This window comes from Haloferax sp. Atlit-6N (assembly GCF_003383195.1).
In the GTDB taxonomy this organism is placed as follows: domain Archaea; phylum Halobacteriota; class Halobacteria; order Halobacteriales; family Haloferacaceae; genus Haloferax; species Haloferax gibbonsii.
The window spans coordinates 190527-206315 of sequence record NZ_QEQJ01000006.1; the positions used below are offsets into that span (position 1 = coordinate 190527).

The 15789-nt window shown below is 69.0% G+C and carries 16 protein-coding genes; 8 read left to right on the top strand and 8 right to left on the bottom strand.

The genetic code is table 11. The annotated features are described in order from the left end of the window. Positions 1-55 precede the first annotated feature (55 nt). Positions 56-220, top strand: coding sequence for an HVO_2901 family zinc finger protein (locus tag DEQ92_RS23970; RefSeq protein ID WP_191965854.1), 165 nt, complete (start codon positions 56-58; stop codon positions 218-220). 47 nt (positions 221-267) lie between these two features. After that, positions 268-2142: a Glu-tRNA(Gln) amidotransferase subunit GatE gene (gatE, locus tag DEQ92_RS18570; protein ID WP_004974308.1), complete on the top strand. Its 1875-nt coding sequence runs from the start codon at positions 268-270 to the stop codon at positions 2140-2142. A 33-nt stretch (positions 2143-2175) separates the two neighbouring features. Here the strand turns inward: gatE and DEQ92_RS18575 are convergent, their stop codons facing one another. Beyond that, positions 2176-2703, bottom strand: coding sequence for a hypothetical protein (locus tag DEQ92_RS18575; RefSeq protein ID WP_004974306.1), 528 nt, complete (start codon positions 2701-2703; stop codon positions 2176-2178). Between the two features lies 1 nt (position 2704). Next, positions 2705-3625: a M48 family metallopeptidase gene (locus tag DEQ92_RS18580; protein ID WP_050459951.1), complete on the bottom strand. Its 921-nt coding sequence runs from the start codon at positions 3623-3625 to the stop codon at positions 2705-2707. A 173-nt stretch (positions 3626-3798) separates the two neighbouring features. Here DEQ92_RS18580 and DEQ92_RS18585 point away from each other — a divergent pair, with 173 nt between their 5' ends. Further along, complete coding sequence (locus tag DEQ92_RS18585) at positions 3799-4260, top strand: MaoC family dehydratase (protein ID WP_004974302.1); 462 nt, start codon at positions 3799-3801, stop codon at positions 4258-4260. Positions 4261-4298: 38 nt separating this feature from the next. On the opposite strand, the gene DEQ92_RS18590 is transcribed toward DEQ92_RS18585, so the two are convergent. From DEQ92_RS18590 to DEQ92_RS18610, 5 genes are read right to left on the bottom strand one after another with little or no spacing between them, the layout of a single operon-like run. Further along, positions 4299-5078 (bottom strand): RNA methyltransferase, encoded by a 780-nt coding sequence (locus tag DEQ92_RS18590; RefSeq protein WP_004974300.1) that lies wholly within the window; start codon positions 5076-5078, stop codon positions 4299-4301. Beyond that, entirely contained in the window at positions 5075-5665 is a 591-nt protein-coding gene (locus DEQ92_RS18595; RefSeq protein WP_115821216.1) for a hypothetical protein, read from the bottom strand. The genes DEQ92_RS18590 and DEQ92_RS18595 overlap by 4 nt, the downstream gene beginning before the upstream one ends. Positions 5666-5709: 44 nt before the next feature. Beyond that, entirely contained in the window at positions 5710-6702 is a 993-nt protein-coding gene (locus tag DEQ92_RS18600; protein ID WP_050459952.1) for a PstS family phosphate ABC transporter substrate-binding protein, read from the bottom strand. A gap of 55 nt (positions 6703-6757) precedes the next feature. Further along, on the bottom strand, positions 6758-8809 hold the full coding sequence (locus tag DEQ92_RS18605; RefSeq protein WP_115821218.1) for an ATP-binding protein: 2052 nt from the start codon (positions 8807-8809) through the stop codon (positions 6758-6760). Between the two features lie 22 nt (positions 8810-8831). Then, positions 8832-9401 (bottom strand): response regulator, encoded by a 570-nt coding sequence (locus DEQ92_RS18610; RefSeq protein WP_050459828.1) that lies wholly within the window; start codon positions 9399-9401, stop codon positions 8832-8834. 177 nt (positions 9402-9578) lie between these two features. Between DEQ92_RS18610 and folP the strand changes: the two genes are divergently transcribed. Next, a complete protein-coding gene (gene folP, locus DEQ92_RS18615) occupies positions 9579-10718 on the top strand; it encodes a dihydropteroate synthase (RefSeq protein ID WP_115821220.1) in 1140 nt (379 codons plus the stop codon). Between the two features lie 188 nt (positions 10719-10906). Next, positions 10907-11590, top strand: coding sequence for a 6-hydroxymethylpterin diphosphokinase MptE-like protein (locus DEQ92_RS18620; RefSeq protein ID WP_115804965.1), 684 nt, complete (start codon positions 10907-10909; stop codon positions 11588-11590). A 64-nt stretch (positions 11591-11654) separates the two neighbouring features. On the opposite strand, the gene DEQ92_RS18625 is transcribed toward DEQ92_RS18620, so the two are convergent. Beyond that, complete coding sequence (locus DEQ92_RS18625) at positions 11655-12422, bottom strand: hypothetical protein (RefSeq protein ID WP_082220696.1); 768 nt, start codon at positions 12420-12422, stop codon at positions 11655-11657. A 389-nt stretch (positions 12423-12811) separates the two neighbouring features. Between DEQ92_RS18625 and DEQ92_RS18630 the strand changes: the two genes are divergently transcribed. The 3 genes from DEQ92_RS18630 to sod all read left to right on the top strand — a co-directional run bounded on the left by DEQ92_RS18630 (position 12812) and on the right by sod (position 15702). Next, positions 12812-14260, top strand: a complete 1449-nt coding sequence (locus DEQ92_RS18630; RefSeq protein WP_115821222.1) for a deoxyribodipyrimidine photo-lyase — start codon at positions 12812-12814, stop codon at positions 14258-14260. Between the two features lie 99 nt (positions 14261-14359). Then, positions 14360-14965 (top strand): DJ-1/PfpI family protein, encoded by a 606-nt coding sequence (locus DEQ92_RS18635; RefSeq protein ID WP_115821224.1) that lies wholly within the window; start codon positions 14360-14362, stop codon positions 14963-14965. 137 nt (positions 14966-15102) lie between these two features. After that, on the top strand, positions 15103-15702 hold the full coding sequence (gene sod, locus DEQ92_RS18640; RefSeq protein WP_049967874.1) for a superoxide dismutase: 600 nt from the start codon (positions 15103-15105) through the stop codon (positions 15700-15702). The last annotated feature ends 87 nt before the right edge of the window (positions 15703-15789 follow it).

Here is a 15789-nt window from a genome sequence, read left to right on the forward strand (position 1 = left end):
TCACGAAATCTCGAAAATCGGTATTTTGAAGCCTGATTTTGACGATTATACCAGTATGGCCGGACTGCAAGAGCAGCGGGCCCGCGGGCGAGACATGTTGGAGTGTCGAGGTTGTGGGGCCGTATTCCCGGAGGGACGAGCGACGAACGACGGGTGGACGTACGTCTGTCCCGAGTGTGAACAGGTCGAAGGTATCGGCGAGGGGCTTCGTCGCCTCTGACGGCAGACTGAATCCTTTTTTACTCCCCCCGAACGCAGGGAGTAGCAATGACCGACTACGACTACGACTACGAGGACCTCGGCCTCGTGGCTGGACTGGAGATTCACCAGCAACTCGACACCGAGACGAAGCTGTTCTGCGGGTGTCCGACCGACCTCCGCGAGCCCGACGAGGCGGCGCGCACGTTCACGCGCTTCCTCCACCCGACCAAGAGCGAACTGGGCGAACTCGACGACGCCGCGCTCGAAGAGAGCCGCGTCGAACGCGAGTTCGAGTACCTCGCCTACGACTCGACCTGTCTGGTCGAAGAGGACGACGAGCCGCCGCACGAACTCGACCACGAGGCGCGCACGGTCGCCATGCAGATCGCCGAACTGCTCGACATGAACGTCGTCGACGAGGCGCACGTGATGCGCAAGCTCGTCATCGACGGCTCGAACACCTCGGGCTTCCAGCGCTCGTCGCTCATCGCGCAGGAAGGCGAGATTCAAACCAGCGAGGGCCCCGTCTCCGTCGTCGACCTCATGCTCGAAGAGGAGTCCGCCCAGCGGGTCGAAGAGCGCGACGACGGCGTCCTCTACAGCCTCGACCGCCTCGGCATCCCGCTCGTCGAAATCGGCACCGGGCCGGACATCTCCTCGCCCGAGCAGGCGCGCGAGGCGGCCCAGACCATCGGCATGCTCCTGCGCTCGACGGGCACGGTCAAACGCGGCCTCGGCACCATCCGGCAGGACGTGAACGTCTCCATCGCCGACGGCGCGCGCGTCGAAATCAAGGGCGTGCAGGCGCTCGACCAAATCGACGAAATCGTCCGCTTCGAGGTCGGCCGACAGGCCGAACTGGTCGAGATTCGCGACGAACTCCAGTCGCGGGACGCCTCGGTCGGCGACGTGGCCGACGCGACCGACGTGTTCGAGGACAGCGATTCGGGCGTCATCCGCGGCGCGCTGGACGCGGGCGGAAAGGTCACGGCCGTCCCCCTGTACGGCTTCGACGGCCTCGTCGGCCGCGAACTCCAGCCCGACCGCCGCCTCGGTACCGAACTCTCCGACCACGCTAAGCGCCACGGCGCGGGCGGCATCTTCCACACCGACGAACTCCCGGCCTACGGCGTCACCGAGGCCGAGGTCGAAGCGCTCCGCGACGCCGTCGACGCCGGTCCCGAGGACGCGGTCGCCATCGTCGCCGACGACCCCGAGACGGCCGACCTCGCCATCGACGCGGTCGCCGAGCGCGCCGCCGTCGCCATCGAGGAGGTCCCCGAGGAGACCCGCGGCGCTAACGACGACGGGACGACGCGCTACCTCCGCCCGCTCCCCGGCGCGGCCCGGATGTACCCCGAGACGGACGTGCTCACCGTCGACCTCGACCCGAGCGACGTTGAGACGCCCGAACTCCTGACCGAGAAGGTCGACCGCTACCAAGACGAGTTCGGCCTCGACGCCGGCCTCGCGGAACAGGTCGCCTACGGCCGGAAGATGCCCCTGTTCGAGGAGGCGGTGGACGCCGGCATCGACGCGACGTTCGCGGCGGGCCTGCTCGAATCGACGCTGACCGAACTCCGCCGCGACGACGTGGCCGTCGCGGGGCTCACAGACGACCACCTGCTCGCGGTCATGCACCTCGTCGAGGACGGCGACCTCGCCAAAGAGGGCGTCAACGACGTGCTCGCCACCATCGCCGAGGACCCGAGCCTCACGGCCGAGGAGGCCGTCGAGGAGGCCGGACTCTCCGGTGTCTCCGAGGACGAGGTCCGCGAGGCCATCGCGGAGGTCGTCGAGCGCAACGCCGACCAGGTCGAAGAACAGGGCATGGGCGCGTTCTCCGCGCTCATGGGCGAGGCGATGGGCGCGCTCCGCGGCAAGGCCGACGGCGAAATCGTCAGCGACGTGCTCCGCGAGGAGATTCAAAAGCGGGCCTGAAGCCGTCAGACCGCACCCGGTTTTTCTCCGTTCTCACGTCGTCGAGCGCCCGCCACCGCGGACGAACCGCCGCCAGCCCCACCGGCCCGCGTACTCGACGCCGGCCGCGACGAGGAGAAGCGCCAACAGCGCCGGCCCGACGATGAGGAACATCCCGAGCGCGTCCGTCTCGCCGCGGACGTGGAGGAACGCCCACCAGACGAGTTCCGTGACGCCGAACAGGCCGACGAGCGGCGCGACCAGTCCCCGGCGAGCGAACAGCAGGGCCGCGACGACGACGAACCCGGCGAGCAAGAGGAACGAGAACCCGACGAAGCCCGCCGCGGCCAGCGAGTCCTCGACGAAGCCCGAGGGGAACGCGTCGGTGGCGAGTCGCGCCGCGGTCCAGACGGCGAGCGTGGCGACGGCGTAGCCGCCGCCGAGGAGCGCGGGTATCAGGGAGCCGCGGGCGCTCCGAGCGCGAGTCGCGTAGACGACGCCGACGGTCGTGAGCGCGGCGGCGACGGCGACGACGTGGGTGAGAAGCCAATTACCGAGCACCGGGTCGGGTGAGCCGGGCATCTCACCGCACCTCGATTCGCGTCATCGACTCGTCGGCCATCGCGGCCAGTCGCTCGACGCGCTCGTCGGTCGAGGGGTGGGTCGAAAGCAGGTCCGACACCGGGTCTTCGACCTCGACCTCGCCGTACACCCACAGCGGCGACAGGCCGAACCCCGGCCGAGCGGCCCGCTCTAACTTCCGCAGGGCCGACGCGAGCGCCATCGGCTTGCCCGTCACCTCGGCGGCCCGCGCGTCGGCCGCGAACTCCCGCTTTCGCGACTGCGACCGGACGAACACGGTGAGGCCGAAGCCGAACAGGCCGACGAACTCGTCCAGTCGGAGTCGGAGCCGCCCGGCGAGCGTCTCGTGCCACGACCCCGGCCGGCCGCGCATCCACGCCGAGCCGAGGGCGACGCCCGTCGTCAGGAACGTCACCGGCGAGACGAACAGGTAACCGACGCCGACGACCGTCTGGAGGACGCTCGCCACGAGCGACTGGACCAGCCCGTCTTTCCGTTCGAGGTGCGCGAGTTCGTGCGCGAGCAGCGCCTCGAACTCGTCGGCGTCGAGGAGGCGAAACAGCGCGGCGTCGAGGACGACCACGTCGCGACCCATCGGGTCGAGCGCCATCGCGTTCGGCGCGGAGAAACGCGCGAGCTTCAGCGTCGGCGGGTCGAGGTCCATCCGCTCGGCGAGGCGGTCGCGCAGGCGGTGGACCGACGGCGACTCCCCGGGCGACATGTCCCGCGCGTCGAGTTGGCTGAGCAGTCGCACCGTGCCGAAGCGGAAGCTCAGGTAGCCGAGGACGACGGCGACGACGACGCCGACGACGGCGGCGGTCAGGGGGTCCGGGCGAAGCCGCCACAGCGTCACCACCGCGAACGCGCTGAGCGCGCTGAGCGAGAGGTAGAACGCGAGGACGACGACGCCGACGACGACCATCGGGAGGCGAGAGCGGCGCGGGGGCGATGCCATCTCGCGTGAGGATACGGCGTCGGGTCGCAAAAGCTGTCTGGCGCGCCGGAGGAACGGAGTCGTCGAACGCGGTCGAGCGACCCCGCCGCCCGGACCACCGGCACCGCTACTTTCTCCACGGGGGCGGCCGAAGAGGGGTCATGCAGTTCTTCGAGGATTTCGCCGTCGGCGACACCCACGAGTTCGGCGAGTACGACGTGACCGAATCGGAGATTCTGGAGTTCGCCGGGCGGTACGACCCGCAGTGGTTCCACACCGAGCCCGAACGCGCCGAGGCCGAGTCGATGTACGGCGGCGTCATCGCCAGCGGCTGGCACACCACGGCGATGACGATGCGCCTGCTCGTGGACGGCTTCCTCGCCGACTCGGCGTCCCTCGGCGCGAAGGGCGTCGACGAACTCCGCTGGTGGAAACCGGTGTACCCGGGCGACACGCTCGTCGTGGAAACCGAAGTGCTGGAGACGACCGCCGAGACCGACGACCGCGGGCTCGTGGAGATTCGGACGACGACCCGCGCCGAGCGCGAGTCCGGAGAAGTCGAGGACGTCTGTTCGTTCGTGAGCTACGTGATGTTCGCCCGCCGGAGCGGCGGTGACGAGTAGCGCGGCGCGCCGGCGGCGAGGAGTAGAGACGGGTCGCGTCAGTTCTCGTCGTCGCGGAAGCGGTCCGGGTCGCGGACGGCCTCGGCGGCGCGACGGAACACGCCCGTCAGCGTCGCGGCCTCGCGCTCGGTCGGGTGAGCGCGGCCGAGCAGTCGGCGCATCATCCGCGAGGTTTTGGTCCGCTTGTGCTCGCGGTAGTCCACGGCGTCGAGCAACTCGTCGAAGAAGCGGTAGACGACCTCGATTTCGGCCTCGGAGGCGCGCTCGCGCTCCACGTCGGGGAGTTGCGTCTCCTCGACGGTGAAGCGGCGAAGCTCGTACATGAGAATCGTCGCCGCCTGTCCGAGGTTGAGCACGGGGTAGCGGTCGTCGGCGGGGATGCAACAGACCTCGTCGAGCATCGCCAACTCCTCGTTGTCGAGGCCGGTCCCCTCGCGGCCGAAGACGAGCGCGGTCTTCGTCTCCACCGACTCCAGCGAGTCGGCGATTTCGACCGGCGTCTTGAACGGGTAGCGGATGTGCCGGGTGGAGTCCTCGTGGGAGACCGCGGTCGTCCCGATGGTGTGGAACTCCTCGACGACCTCCTCCAAGGTCGTCTCGGTGGCGTTCGGGAGCACGTCCTCGCGGGCGTGGCCGGCGAAGCCGTACGCCTCGCCGTCGGGGTCCAGCTCCGGCGGGTCGACGAGGCGGAGGTCGTAGATGCCGAAGTTCTTCATCGCCCGCGCGATGGTGCCGACGTTGCCGGGCGTCTCGGGTTCGACGACGACGACGACGAACTCGCGGCCCCCGCCCGTACCGGCGTCTCGGTCGCCGCTCATTTCGTCGGGTAGTCCGTGTCGAGGTCGACAGCGTCGAGGTCGTCTTCGGTCAGGGGCGTCGCGTCCTCGTCGTCGTCCGCGCCGGGGCCGTAGTCGCGGAGGTTGATGCGCTCGCCCTCGACGAAGTTCTCCTCCAGCCGGCGCTGAATCTCGTTGGCGTCCGGCGGCGACGGGAGTTCGTCGGGGTCGGTGTCGACGTAGTCCAGTCCGCCGTAGCCGTCGGGAGCGCGACCGCCGTCCGCGAACCACTCGTGGAAGGCGTCGGCGAACACCGCGTCGCCGACGAAGTCGCGGCCGTCCTCCTCGCGGAACCAGTAGAGGAAGTCCGGCTCGTGGTGGTCACAGAGGAGCACCTCCTCGCGGGGCTCGCCGTAGACGATGGACGCCTGTCGGCACTGCTGTATGTCCTCGTCGCCGTGGACCAGATAGCAGGCGTCGCACGGTTCCTCGACGAGCGAGACGAGGCGCATGAGTCGCTCCCGCGGGTCCTCGGGAATCTCGTCGAGCGGTTTGAACTCGCCCTCGTCGGTGAATATCTCGGACTCTTCGAACCGCCATCCGCGGAGTCCGACGCTGACCTTCGCCATGGGCCGAGGTAGCCGAGCGGCGGATAAAAATGGCGTGATGCCGGTCAGCCGTCCGCGAGGAGCGCGTCCAGCCGGTCGAGATTGGCCGACGCCGTCTCCGCCGTGACGGGCACGTAGCCGACGACCGCAGGCTCCGACGTGGACCGTTCGAGGTAGTACCGGACGAACGCGGCGACCTCCGGGCGCGACAGCGCCTCGCGAGCGACGTAGATATAGAGGGGCCGCGAGAGCGTGTCGTAGCTCCCGTTCTTGGCGTTCGCTGGCGACGGGAGAGCGCACCCGTCGGGCTCGGAAATCGGGACCGCCCGGACGGCGTCGCGATTCTGAAGGTAGTACGCGAGGCCGAAGTAGCCCATCGCGTACGGCGATTCGCGGACGGTCTTGGCGATGGCCGTGTCCTGTTCCGTCGTGAGGTGGTCCGTGCGCTGGACCGCGCTCGGGAGAACAGCCGCCGAGAAGTAGTCGAACGTGCCCGAGGCCGTGGTCGGGCCGGCGAGGCGAATCGGCTCGTCGGGCCACTCGGGTCGCACGTCGCTCCACGACGAGGCCCCGTCGACGCGCCATATCTCGGCGAGTTCGGAGAGCGTGAGGCAATCGACCCAGTCGGCGTCGGGATTGACGACGACGGAGATGGCGTCGGTGCCGATGCGGAACTCCACCGGCTCGACACCGGCGGCTGCGCAGGCGTCGCGCTCGTCCGTCTCGATGGCCCTGCTCGCGTCGTTCACGACGGTTCGGCCCGCACAGAAGAAGTCGGCGAACCCCCCGCCGGTGCCCGTCGAGGTGACGGACACCGTCACGTCCGGGTGCGCGTCCGAAAACGACTTTCCGAGCGAGAGCGTCAGCGGGTAGACCGTGCTACTGCCGGCGATGGCGATACGCCCCGAGAGCGCGTCGTCGTCGGTCGTCGTGGCCGCGGTCCGGGTCGGTGTTGACCCGACGCTCCCGAGACAGCCGGCCAGCCCGACCGCTCCCGTCGCCCCGAGCGCGCCGAGAAGCGCACGCCGACTCGGTTCGTCGTCCCGACAAGGTGGCATTACGGTCAGTCGTTTCTCGCGTCCGGTCATGGTGGTTGCTAAGTGCGATATATAGTCACACGAGGGAGGCCGCGTCGTCGGTGTCGCGGCCGACGCGCTCGACGTCGCTGAGTTCGAATCGCGCCCCGCCGGACGCCGACTCGCAGAGCGTGAGGTCCCAGCCGTGGGCGTCGGCGACCTGCAGGACGATCGGGAGGCCGAAGCCGGTCCCGCCGCCGGCGCGGTTCGTCGTGTAGCCCGGTTCGAGCACGCTCGCTCGCTCGGACTCCGGGATGCCGGGGCCGTCGTCTTCGACGTAGAACCCGCGGGCGTCCCCGAGCGCGCCGACGGTGACGGTCACTCCGTCGTCGCCGTGCTCGACGGCGTCGTCGGACACAGTCCGGTTGCCTGTAGAACCATGTTCTACAGCGTCGTCGGATGGAATCCGACTGCCCGTGGAACCGTGTTCCACCGAGTTCCGAAAGAGGTTCTCGAAGACGTGGGCCGCGAGGTCGGGGTCGGCGGCGAACCGGGGGTTCTCGTCGACGACGAGCGTCGCGTCCCCGGTGTCCACGTGCGTCCACGACCGACGCGCCACGTCGGACAACGCGACCGGGAGCGTGTCTTCGACCCGCCGCTGGAGCGCCAACACGAGCGCGTCGTCGATGATGGCGTCGATGCGGTCGAGCGATTCGACGAGCGGTTCGACGTGGTCGCTTTCGGTCTCGTCGGCGAGGAGTTCCGCCCGGCCGACCGCGACGTTGAGGGGGTTTCTGAGGTCGTGCGAGAGCACGTTCGAGACGGTTCGAAGCTGTTCGTTCCGCTCTTGGACGTCGGCCATCATCTCGTTGAACGACCGAGCGACCTCGGCCATCGCCTCGCTCTCCTCGTCGGGGTCGATTCGCTCCGCGAGGTCGCCGTCGGCGCAGGCCCGCATCACCTCGCCGTAGGCCTCCGCAGTCCGTTCGAGGTGGCGGCGGCGGCGCTCCGAGGCCTCCTTTTCGTCCCACGCCTCCCGTCTCGCCGACTCAGCCTCCTCGCGGGCGCGCTCGGCGTCGAGAATCTGGTCGCGCAGGGAAACTCGCATCACGTCGAACGCCTCGTAGAGGTCGCCGAACTCGTCTTCGCGGTCGCGGTCGATCGCCACGTCGAGGTTGCCGTCGGTGAGTTCCCGCGCGCTCGACCCGAGGGTCCGAACCGCGTCGACGGTGTCCCGTCCGATGGTGGCCGCCAGCAGGGCCGCTCCAGCGCCGACGACGAACAGGGTCGCGAGTATCTGGGTGAGGATGTCCGTCCGGAGGGCGTACGCCTCCCCCGTGGGGACGCGCGAGGTGACGACCCAGTCGTGGGCCTCCATTCGGGCGAACCCGACCTCGGTCTTCGAGTCGCCGAGCGACTGGCCGGGGACGAACCCGGACGCCGAGTCGTACCGGGTCGTTTCGAGCGCGTCGGTCTCCAACAGCCGCGACTCGTCCTCCGCGAGGACGACGGTGCCCGCCGCGTCGACGACGACGAACCGACCGGCGTTGATGTCGTGGAGGTGTGTCTCAGAGATATCGCGGAGGTTCGCCACGGCGATGACGGCCCGGTTCGGCCGCTCGGGTATCGTCGTCGCGAAGAGGAGGACCGGTGCGGCCCCCTCCGAGGGGCGAAACGGGTCGGAGATGACCACGTCGCCGTGGGACTGCTGGGCGAGCGCGGTGAACTCCTGTCGGCCGTAATACGTCGTCACCGACTCGGCCGAGGCGACGCTGGCGCTCCCCGTGCTCGTGAGGACCGTCTCGTTTCTCGTGTCGATGTAGTACGCGGCGTCGATGTCGCGGTCGCGTTCGACCACCGACCACAGATAGAGGTTGATGTCGCGGTCGTCGCCGGACTGGAACGCCGCGGACTCCGATATCGACCGCATCTGCACCTCCATCCGGGTGAGCCACTCGTCGAGGTTTTGCGCCTGAATCTCGGCGTTCGTCACGAGGCCGTCGCGCGTCTCCTCGCCGATGACCTCGTTGGCGTGGAGGTACGAGTAGCCGCCGACGGCCGCGATGGCGAGCGTGACGAGTCCGAGCGCGAGTGCGAACTTCACCGCGTACCGCTTCCTGACGAACCGCGGCAGGAGGCGTCTCGTCACGGTCGAGCGAACCTCCCGTCTGTCATCCGAGGTCGGGAGTCGTCCCCTCGAAGCCGTCTTCGAGCAGTTCCGCACGGGCCGCGTCGGCGCGGGTCTCCGCGTCGTCGACGGCGGCGGTGAGTTCGCGGTACGACGCCGAGTTTTCGAGCGCCTCGCGGTCGCAGGAGGCCTCCAACACGGCCCGCTTGCGGGCGAGCGCGAAGTACTCCCGGAGGTGGTCGTTGTACGACCCGCGAACCACGAGCGAGCGGACGGTCCGCTGGACCTCCCGCTTTCCCACCGGTTTGACGAGGTAGTCGTCGAACGGCATCTCGACGATGTCGGTGTCGGGTTCGACGCCCGTCACCATCACGACCGGGAAGTCGTGGTCGCGCGCCCGGAGTTCGGACAGCACCTCGTCGCCGGTGCCGCCGGGCATGTGCCTGTCGAGCATCGCGGCGTCGAACGACTCGCCGGTGACGAGTTCGAGAGCCTCCTCGGCGCTCGACGCCGTCCTGACGCGGAAGTCGTCTGCGAGCCACGCCTCGTACAGCGTCGTCAGGGACGGTTCGTCGTCAACGGCGAGTATCGTCGGGAGTCCGTCGCCAGTCATAATCGGTGGGTGCGCCCGGTTGGAGCCCGGTTGGATGTAACGTCCAAAGAGCGCTATTAAGCGGTTGCTATGAGGGCTCAATAGGGCTCAATTCCCGTGTTTCGGGGATTCGAACTCGGCTTTCGTCCCACCTTCCGCGACCGGTCGGCATATGTTCGTGTGGTCCAACCGGCGGGTATGCGAACCGTCGATGCGGCAGGACTCGAAATCGGCGACGACCACCCGCCGCGAATCATGGGTGTGCTGAACGTCTCCAAGGAGTCCCCGTACAAGCCGAGCGTGTTCAACGACCCGAGCGAGGCCGCCGAGTACGTCGACCGCGAACTCATCGACGAGGGGGCCGACATCGTCGACGTCGGCCTCGAATCGGCGAACAAGCGCCTCGACGTGCTGTCGGCCGAAGACGAACTCGACAGGCTCGACACGGCGCTTTCGGTCCTCGACAGCGTCTCCGGCGACGCCGTCTTCTCCATCGAGACGCGCTACCACGAGGTCGCCGAGGCGGCGCTCGACGGCGGCTTCGACATGGTCAACGACATCTGCGGCTTCGCCGACCCGGAGATGCCCCGCGTCTGCGAGGAGTACGACGCCGCGGTCGCCAAGATGGCCAGCCCGCCGGACCTGACTCGCCCCGGTGCGGTCGAGGAGGTCGACGACATCTACGACGCCCTCGAACTGAACGGCTTCACCGATAAGACCATCGTCGACCCCGCTTTCGGCGGCTGGTCGGAGGCGAAGACGCTCGAACACGACCGCGAGACGTTCGACCGCCTGCGGGAGTTCCGCGGCTACGGACACCCCATCCTGGTCTCCATCAACCGCAAGAACTTCCTCCGCGACGTGACCGGTCGCTCGACCGACGAGGCGCTGCCCGTCAGCCTCGCCGCCACGTCGATGGCGGTCGAACGCGGCGCGCACGTCGTCCGGACCCACGACGTGAAAGAGACCCGCGACGCCGCCCTCATCGGCCACGAGTTCAAGCGCCGCCGCGTCCGCGAACCCGGCGACGTGTCGGTCGAAGAACTCGACGTGACGACGCCCGGCGAGGCCGCGAGGCACCTCGACCGCGTCGGCGCGAACCGCGAGGTCGCCGCCGAGAGCGTCACGCGCGTCTTCGAACTGGAAGGGCTCGGGGCCGACGACCGGGAATCTCTCGCCGCCGCCGCCGGCGACGCGGGAGCCGTCTTGGCCGCCGGCGACACCGGTGCGCTTCTGGTCGGAAGTCCCGCCGCGCTCGCCCGGCTTCCGACGCTCGTCACGGACGCCTCAGATGCCCTCGAAGCCGCGTTAGAGACCGTCGAGCGGGCGACGAACTGACTGGTACGCTATCTCGTGCCAGACCCGTCTATTCGTCTGACGTTCGGCAGACGTTGATCGTTCTACTAAGAGAAAACTTATACCATCCGACCCTAAAACGGTCCTGTGGACGCCGGAAGGGCACGCGGGTAGGGGTACACGAGTGCCATTCCGGCCCATACAGTTACATTCTGAGCGACAGCTACACCATGGATTTCACCACGTGGGAACCCGTCTACGGACGGATTCTCGACGATTTCGGCTTCGACCGAACCGGCGACGAGCGCGCCAGAGACGCGCTCGCCGACCTCGTGAGCCCCTTCGACCGCGACCGACTGGACTGGGCGGACGCGACCGTCGCCGTCTGCGGGGCGGCACCGACGCTCGACGACGAACTCGACAGGCTCGACGCCCCCGACGTGGACGTGGTCGTCGCCGCCTCCACCGCCGCCGACGCGGTCCGAGCCGCCGGGTTCGACCTCGACCTGATGGTGACCGACCTCGACAAGAACCCCGAGACGGCGGTCGAGCTAACGGAATCCGGCGTGCCCGTCGCGGCCCACGCCCACGGCGACAACCTCCCCGCGGTCCGCGAGTGGGTGCCGCGGTTCGACGCCGACAACGTCCTCGGGACGACGCAGGCGGCCCCGGTCGGCCCCGTCGTCAACTGGGGCGGCTTCACCGACGGCGACCGAGCGGCCTTCATCGCCGACGAACTCGGCGCGGGACGGCTCGTCTTCGTCGGCTGGGACTTCGACGACCCGAGCGTGGGGGCGATGAAAGCGCAGAAGCTCCGGTGGGCCGAGCGCCTGCTCCGGTGGCTCGAACGACGCCGCGGAGAGCGTTTTTCCGTTCTCGACGGCCGGCGCGACGGCATCGACCCGCTGCCCTGAGAGCGGCGGTCCGCCGCGAATCCGAGCCCTCGCCGTCGCGGCTCAGTCGGGCGGAGCGGCGCGCTCAGCGCGTGTTCTGCGGGTGAACGCCGGCCCCCTCGTCGGACCCGGACGGCTCGCCCGCCGACTGCTCGACGACGCCGTCGAACAGGACCGAATCGCACCCCCGACAGGTCGCCGAGACGCGTCGCTTCGCCCGCTCGCTGTCGGGCCGTGCCACTTGTTCGCTCTCGACCGCGACTGCACCGTCGCAGGTCGGGCACGTTCGGAGACACAACCGAAGAGCGCCGAGGACGCGGTTCCGGTCCGCCGTCGGCAATCGCCACCACTCGGGGTAGTACCGGCGGAACGTCGCGACGGCCGTGAGGTCGGCGACGAACGCGGCCCGGGAGGTCCACTGCCCGACGGTGCCGCGGTCGAGTCGCGCGAACAGTCCCCGCTCGTTCCACCCCATCTCGACCCGCTCCGGGGCGACGCCGAGGAGCGCCGCGAGCGCCTCGCGGTCGCGGTCCCGACCGTCGGTGTCGAGCATGCGGGCGCGCCAGTCCTCGGCGAACCGCGGCGACAGCGAGAGGTTGTCGTCCGCGTCGGTCGCGAAGACGCCCGCGCCGTGTAGCGCGGCGGCGAGGTCGACGCGGCCGTCGAGCGAGAGCGGCGGCGAGGGACGCGCCGACGGGAGCATCGGCGGCGACGGCGAGGTCGACGAGAGTTCGGCGAACGCGAAGCCGAAGACGACCAGGGGTGGAAGCACGCCGAGGAACACGCCGTAGGGGACCCAGACGAGCCACCCGAGCGTTCCGCAGACGAACGTCAAGAGGAGGAGCGGAAACACGAGTGGGGAGCGGAGACGCGGCTGTCGGACCGCGGAGTCAGGAAGGAAGCGATGCCCGGACATACCAGAACCGTGGCTACGACGCGGTATAGGTATGAACCGGGTACACCAGATAGCAAGAACGTAAACGTGCTCTCGTCCCGGAATTCGGTCGATAACATCATATTACCCGAGACAGTCGCGCCGCCGCGAGGGTCGGCCACCGTACCATATCCATGCCAGCAGGCGTCCGAAAACGGGGCAGTGACGGCCGTTAGGCGCGGTAGGATGCCGTTTCCCGAGCCGTAGGCCGATTAAGTTCGTTCGAACGGACGGGTTAGGCGGCTTCGCTCTCGCGTCGGGGTCGGACTGCCGCTACATTGACATAGCCGCCGTCCTGAGGCGCGGCTATGCAACTGCACTGGCACCGCCGGGACCTGCGAGTCGCGGACAACCGCGGCCTCGCGACGGCCGCCGAGGCGGGCCCCGTCGCCCCGCTTTTCGTCTTCGACCGGGACGTGCTCGACCACGCCGGCGCGCCCCGCGTCAGGTACTTACTCGACGCGCTCGCCGAACTCCGCGGCGCGTACCGAGAGCGCGGGAGCGACCTGCTCGTCGCCCGCGGCGACCCCCGAGCCGTCGTCCCGGCGGTCGCGGCGGCGCTCGACGCCGAGCAAGCCACTTGGGGAATCGATTACTCCGGACTCGCCCGCGAGCGCGACGCCGACGTGCGACTCGCCCTCGACGACGCCGGCGTCGGCCGCGAGCCGGTCCACGACGCCATCTTCCACCCGCCGGGGAGCATTACGACAAACGCGGGCGACACCTACTCCGTCTACACCTACTTCTGGAAGAAGTGGCGCGACCGCGACAAGCCCGAGCCCTATCCGGAACCGGACGCCGACGACCTCGCCGACGCCAACACGCTCGAAACCGCGGTGGAAGCGCTCGGTGACGCCGAGTTCGACGTCGCCGCCGGCGACCTACCGACCATGTCGGACCTCGGCTTCGAGGAGCCGTCGGCCGCGGTCCAGTCGGCGGGGACCGAAGCGGCCCGCGAGCGCCTCTCGGCGTTCTGTGCGGACGCCATCTACCGCTACGCCGACGACCGCGACTACCCGACGCGGGACGCCACGTCGCGGCTCTCGACGGACCTCAAGTTCGGGACCATCGGCATCCGCGAGGTGTACGCGGCGACCGCGGCGGCCCGGGAGGGCGTCGGCGGGGAGCGAGACGAGTCGGTCGAGGAGTTCCAGTCGCAGTTGGCGTGGCGGGAGTTCTACGCCCACGTCCTCCGGGAGCATCCGAACGTCGTCACGGAGAACTACAAGGAGTACGAAAACGACATCGCGTGGCGCGACGACGCCGAGGAACTCGCGGCGTGGAAGGAGGGGAAGACCGGCTACCCCATCGTCGACGCCGGGATGCGACAGCTCCGCGAGGAGGCGTACATGCACAACCGCGTCCGGATGATCGTCGCGTCGTTCCTCACGAAGGACCTCCTGTGCGACTGGCGACACGGCTACGCGCACTTCCGCGAGCACCTCGCGGACCACGACACCGCAAACGACAACGGCGGCTGGCAGTGGGCCGCCTCGACCGGGACCGACGCCCAACCGTACTTCCGCATCTTCAACCCGATGACGCAGGGCGAGCGCTACGACCCCGACGGCGAGTACATCAAGCGGTACGTCCCCGAGCTATCGGACGTGACGGCCAACACCATCCACGAGTGGCACGAGCTGACCGACCTCGAACGCGAGCGCCTCGCGCCCGACTACCCGGAGCCCATCGTGGACCACTCCGAGCGCCGCGAACGGGCGATTTCGATGTTCGAGGCCGCCCGCGGCGACGACTGACCGACGGCCGCAACGGCGGCTCTCGACCGCCGCTTCCGTTCTCCGCCCTCGGTCGCCGCGGCGCGAACGACTTTCTCCCCGGAAACCGACTCCGCAAGCATGCAGGTCGCTATCATCCTCTACGACGGCTTCGACGAACTCGACGCCGTCGCGCCGTTCGAAGTGTTCCAGAACGCCGGCGCGGCCGGGGCCGACTGCGAGGCCGAACTCGTCGCGCTCGACGACCGCGAGTTCGTGACGGCGAGCCACGGGATGCGCGTCGGCGTCGACGGCGTCCTCGACCCCGAGACCGACCGCCCGGACCTCCTCGTCGTCCCCGGCGGCGGCTGGAACTCCCGGGCCGCACAGAGCGCGTGGGCCGAAGCCGAGAAAGGCGAGATTCCGGACGCCATCGCGGCGCTCCACGAGGCCGGAACCACCGTCGCCGGCGTCTGTACCGGCGGCATGCTCCTCGCCCGCGCCGGCATCCTCGACGGCCGCCCCGCGGTCACCCACGGCGGCGCGCTCTCGGACCTCCGCGAGACGGCCGCGGAAGTCGTCTCCGCCCGCGTCGTCGACGACGGCGACGTGCTCACCGCGGGCGGCGTCACCTCCGGACTGGACCTGTCGTTGCACGTCGTCGAACGGGAGTTCGGGTCGGACATCGCCGACGCCGTCTCGACCGAAATCGAGTACGAGCGCCGAACGGACCCGTTCGACGGCTGACACGCTCGCGCGAAGCGGAGTTTCTCGAATCGGAGAAATCGACCGACAGCGACCCGCACGTCGTGGTTTGTGCTAGCATACCTCTCCTCAAGTTTTAACAGGATTCCGCCCGACCCGTGATATGGAGGTTACACATTATGAGCTACGAACTCGACCCGCTTCCGTACGAGTACGACGCCCTTGAACCGCACATCTCCGAGCAGGTGCTGACGTGGCATCACGACACCCACCATCAGGGCTACGTCAACGGCTGGAATGCGGCCGAGGAGACCCTCGCCGACAACCGCGAAGCAGGCGAGTTCGGCTCGTCTGCCGGCGCGCTTCGTAACGTCACCCACAACGGCTCGGGACACATCCTGCACGACCTGTTCTGGCAGAACATGTCGCCGGAAGGCGGCGATGAGCCTGAGGGCGCGCTCGCAGAGCGCATCGCGGAGGACTTCGGCTCCTACGAAGCCTGGAAGGGTGAATTCGAAGCGGCGGCCGGCGCGGCCGGCGGCTGGGCGCTTCTCGTCTACGACTCGTTCTCGAACCAGCTTCGGAACGTCGTCGTCGACAAGCACGACCAGGGTGCGCTCTGGGGCTCCCACCCCATCCTCGCGCTCGACGTCTGGGAACACTCCTACTACCACGACTACGGCCCGGCCCGCGGCGACTTCGTCTCCGCGTTCTTCGAGGTCGTCGACTGGGACGAACCCGCCGCCCGCTACGACCAGGCCGTCGAACTCTTCGAGTAGACCCGGTACATCCCGACTTTTCTTTCGGACGCGACGTCGCCAGCGGCGGCGCTCTCCGCGTCGAACCAAGTGCTGAGGGTCGTCTCT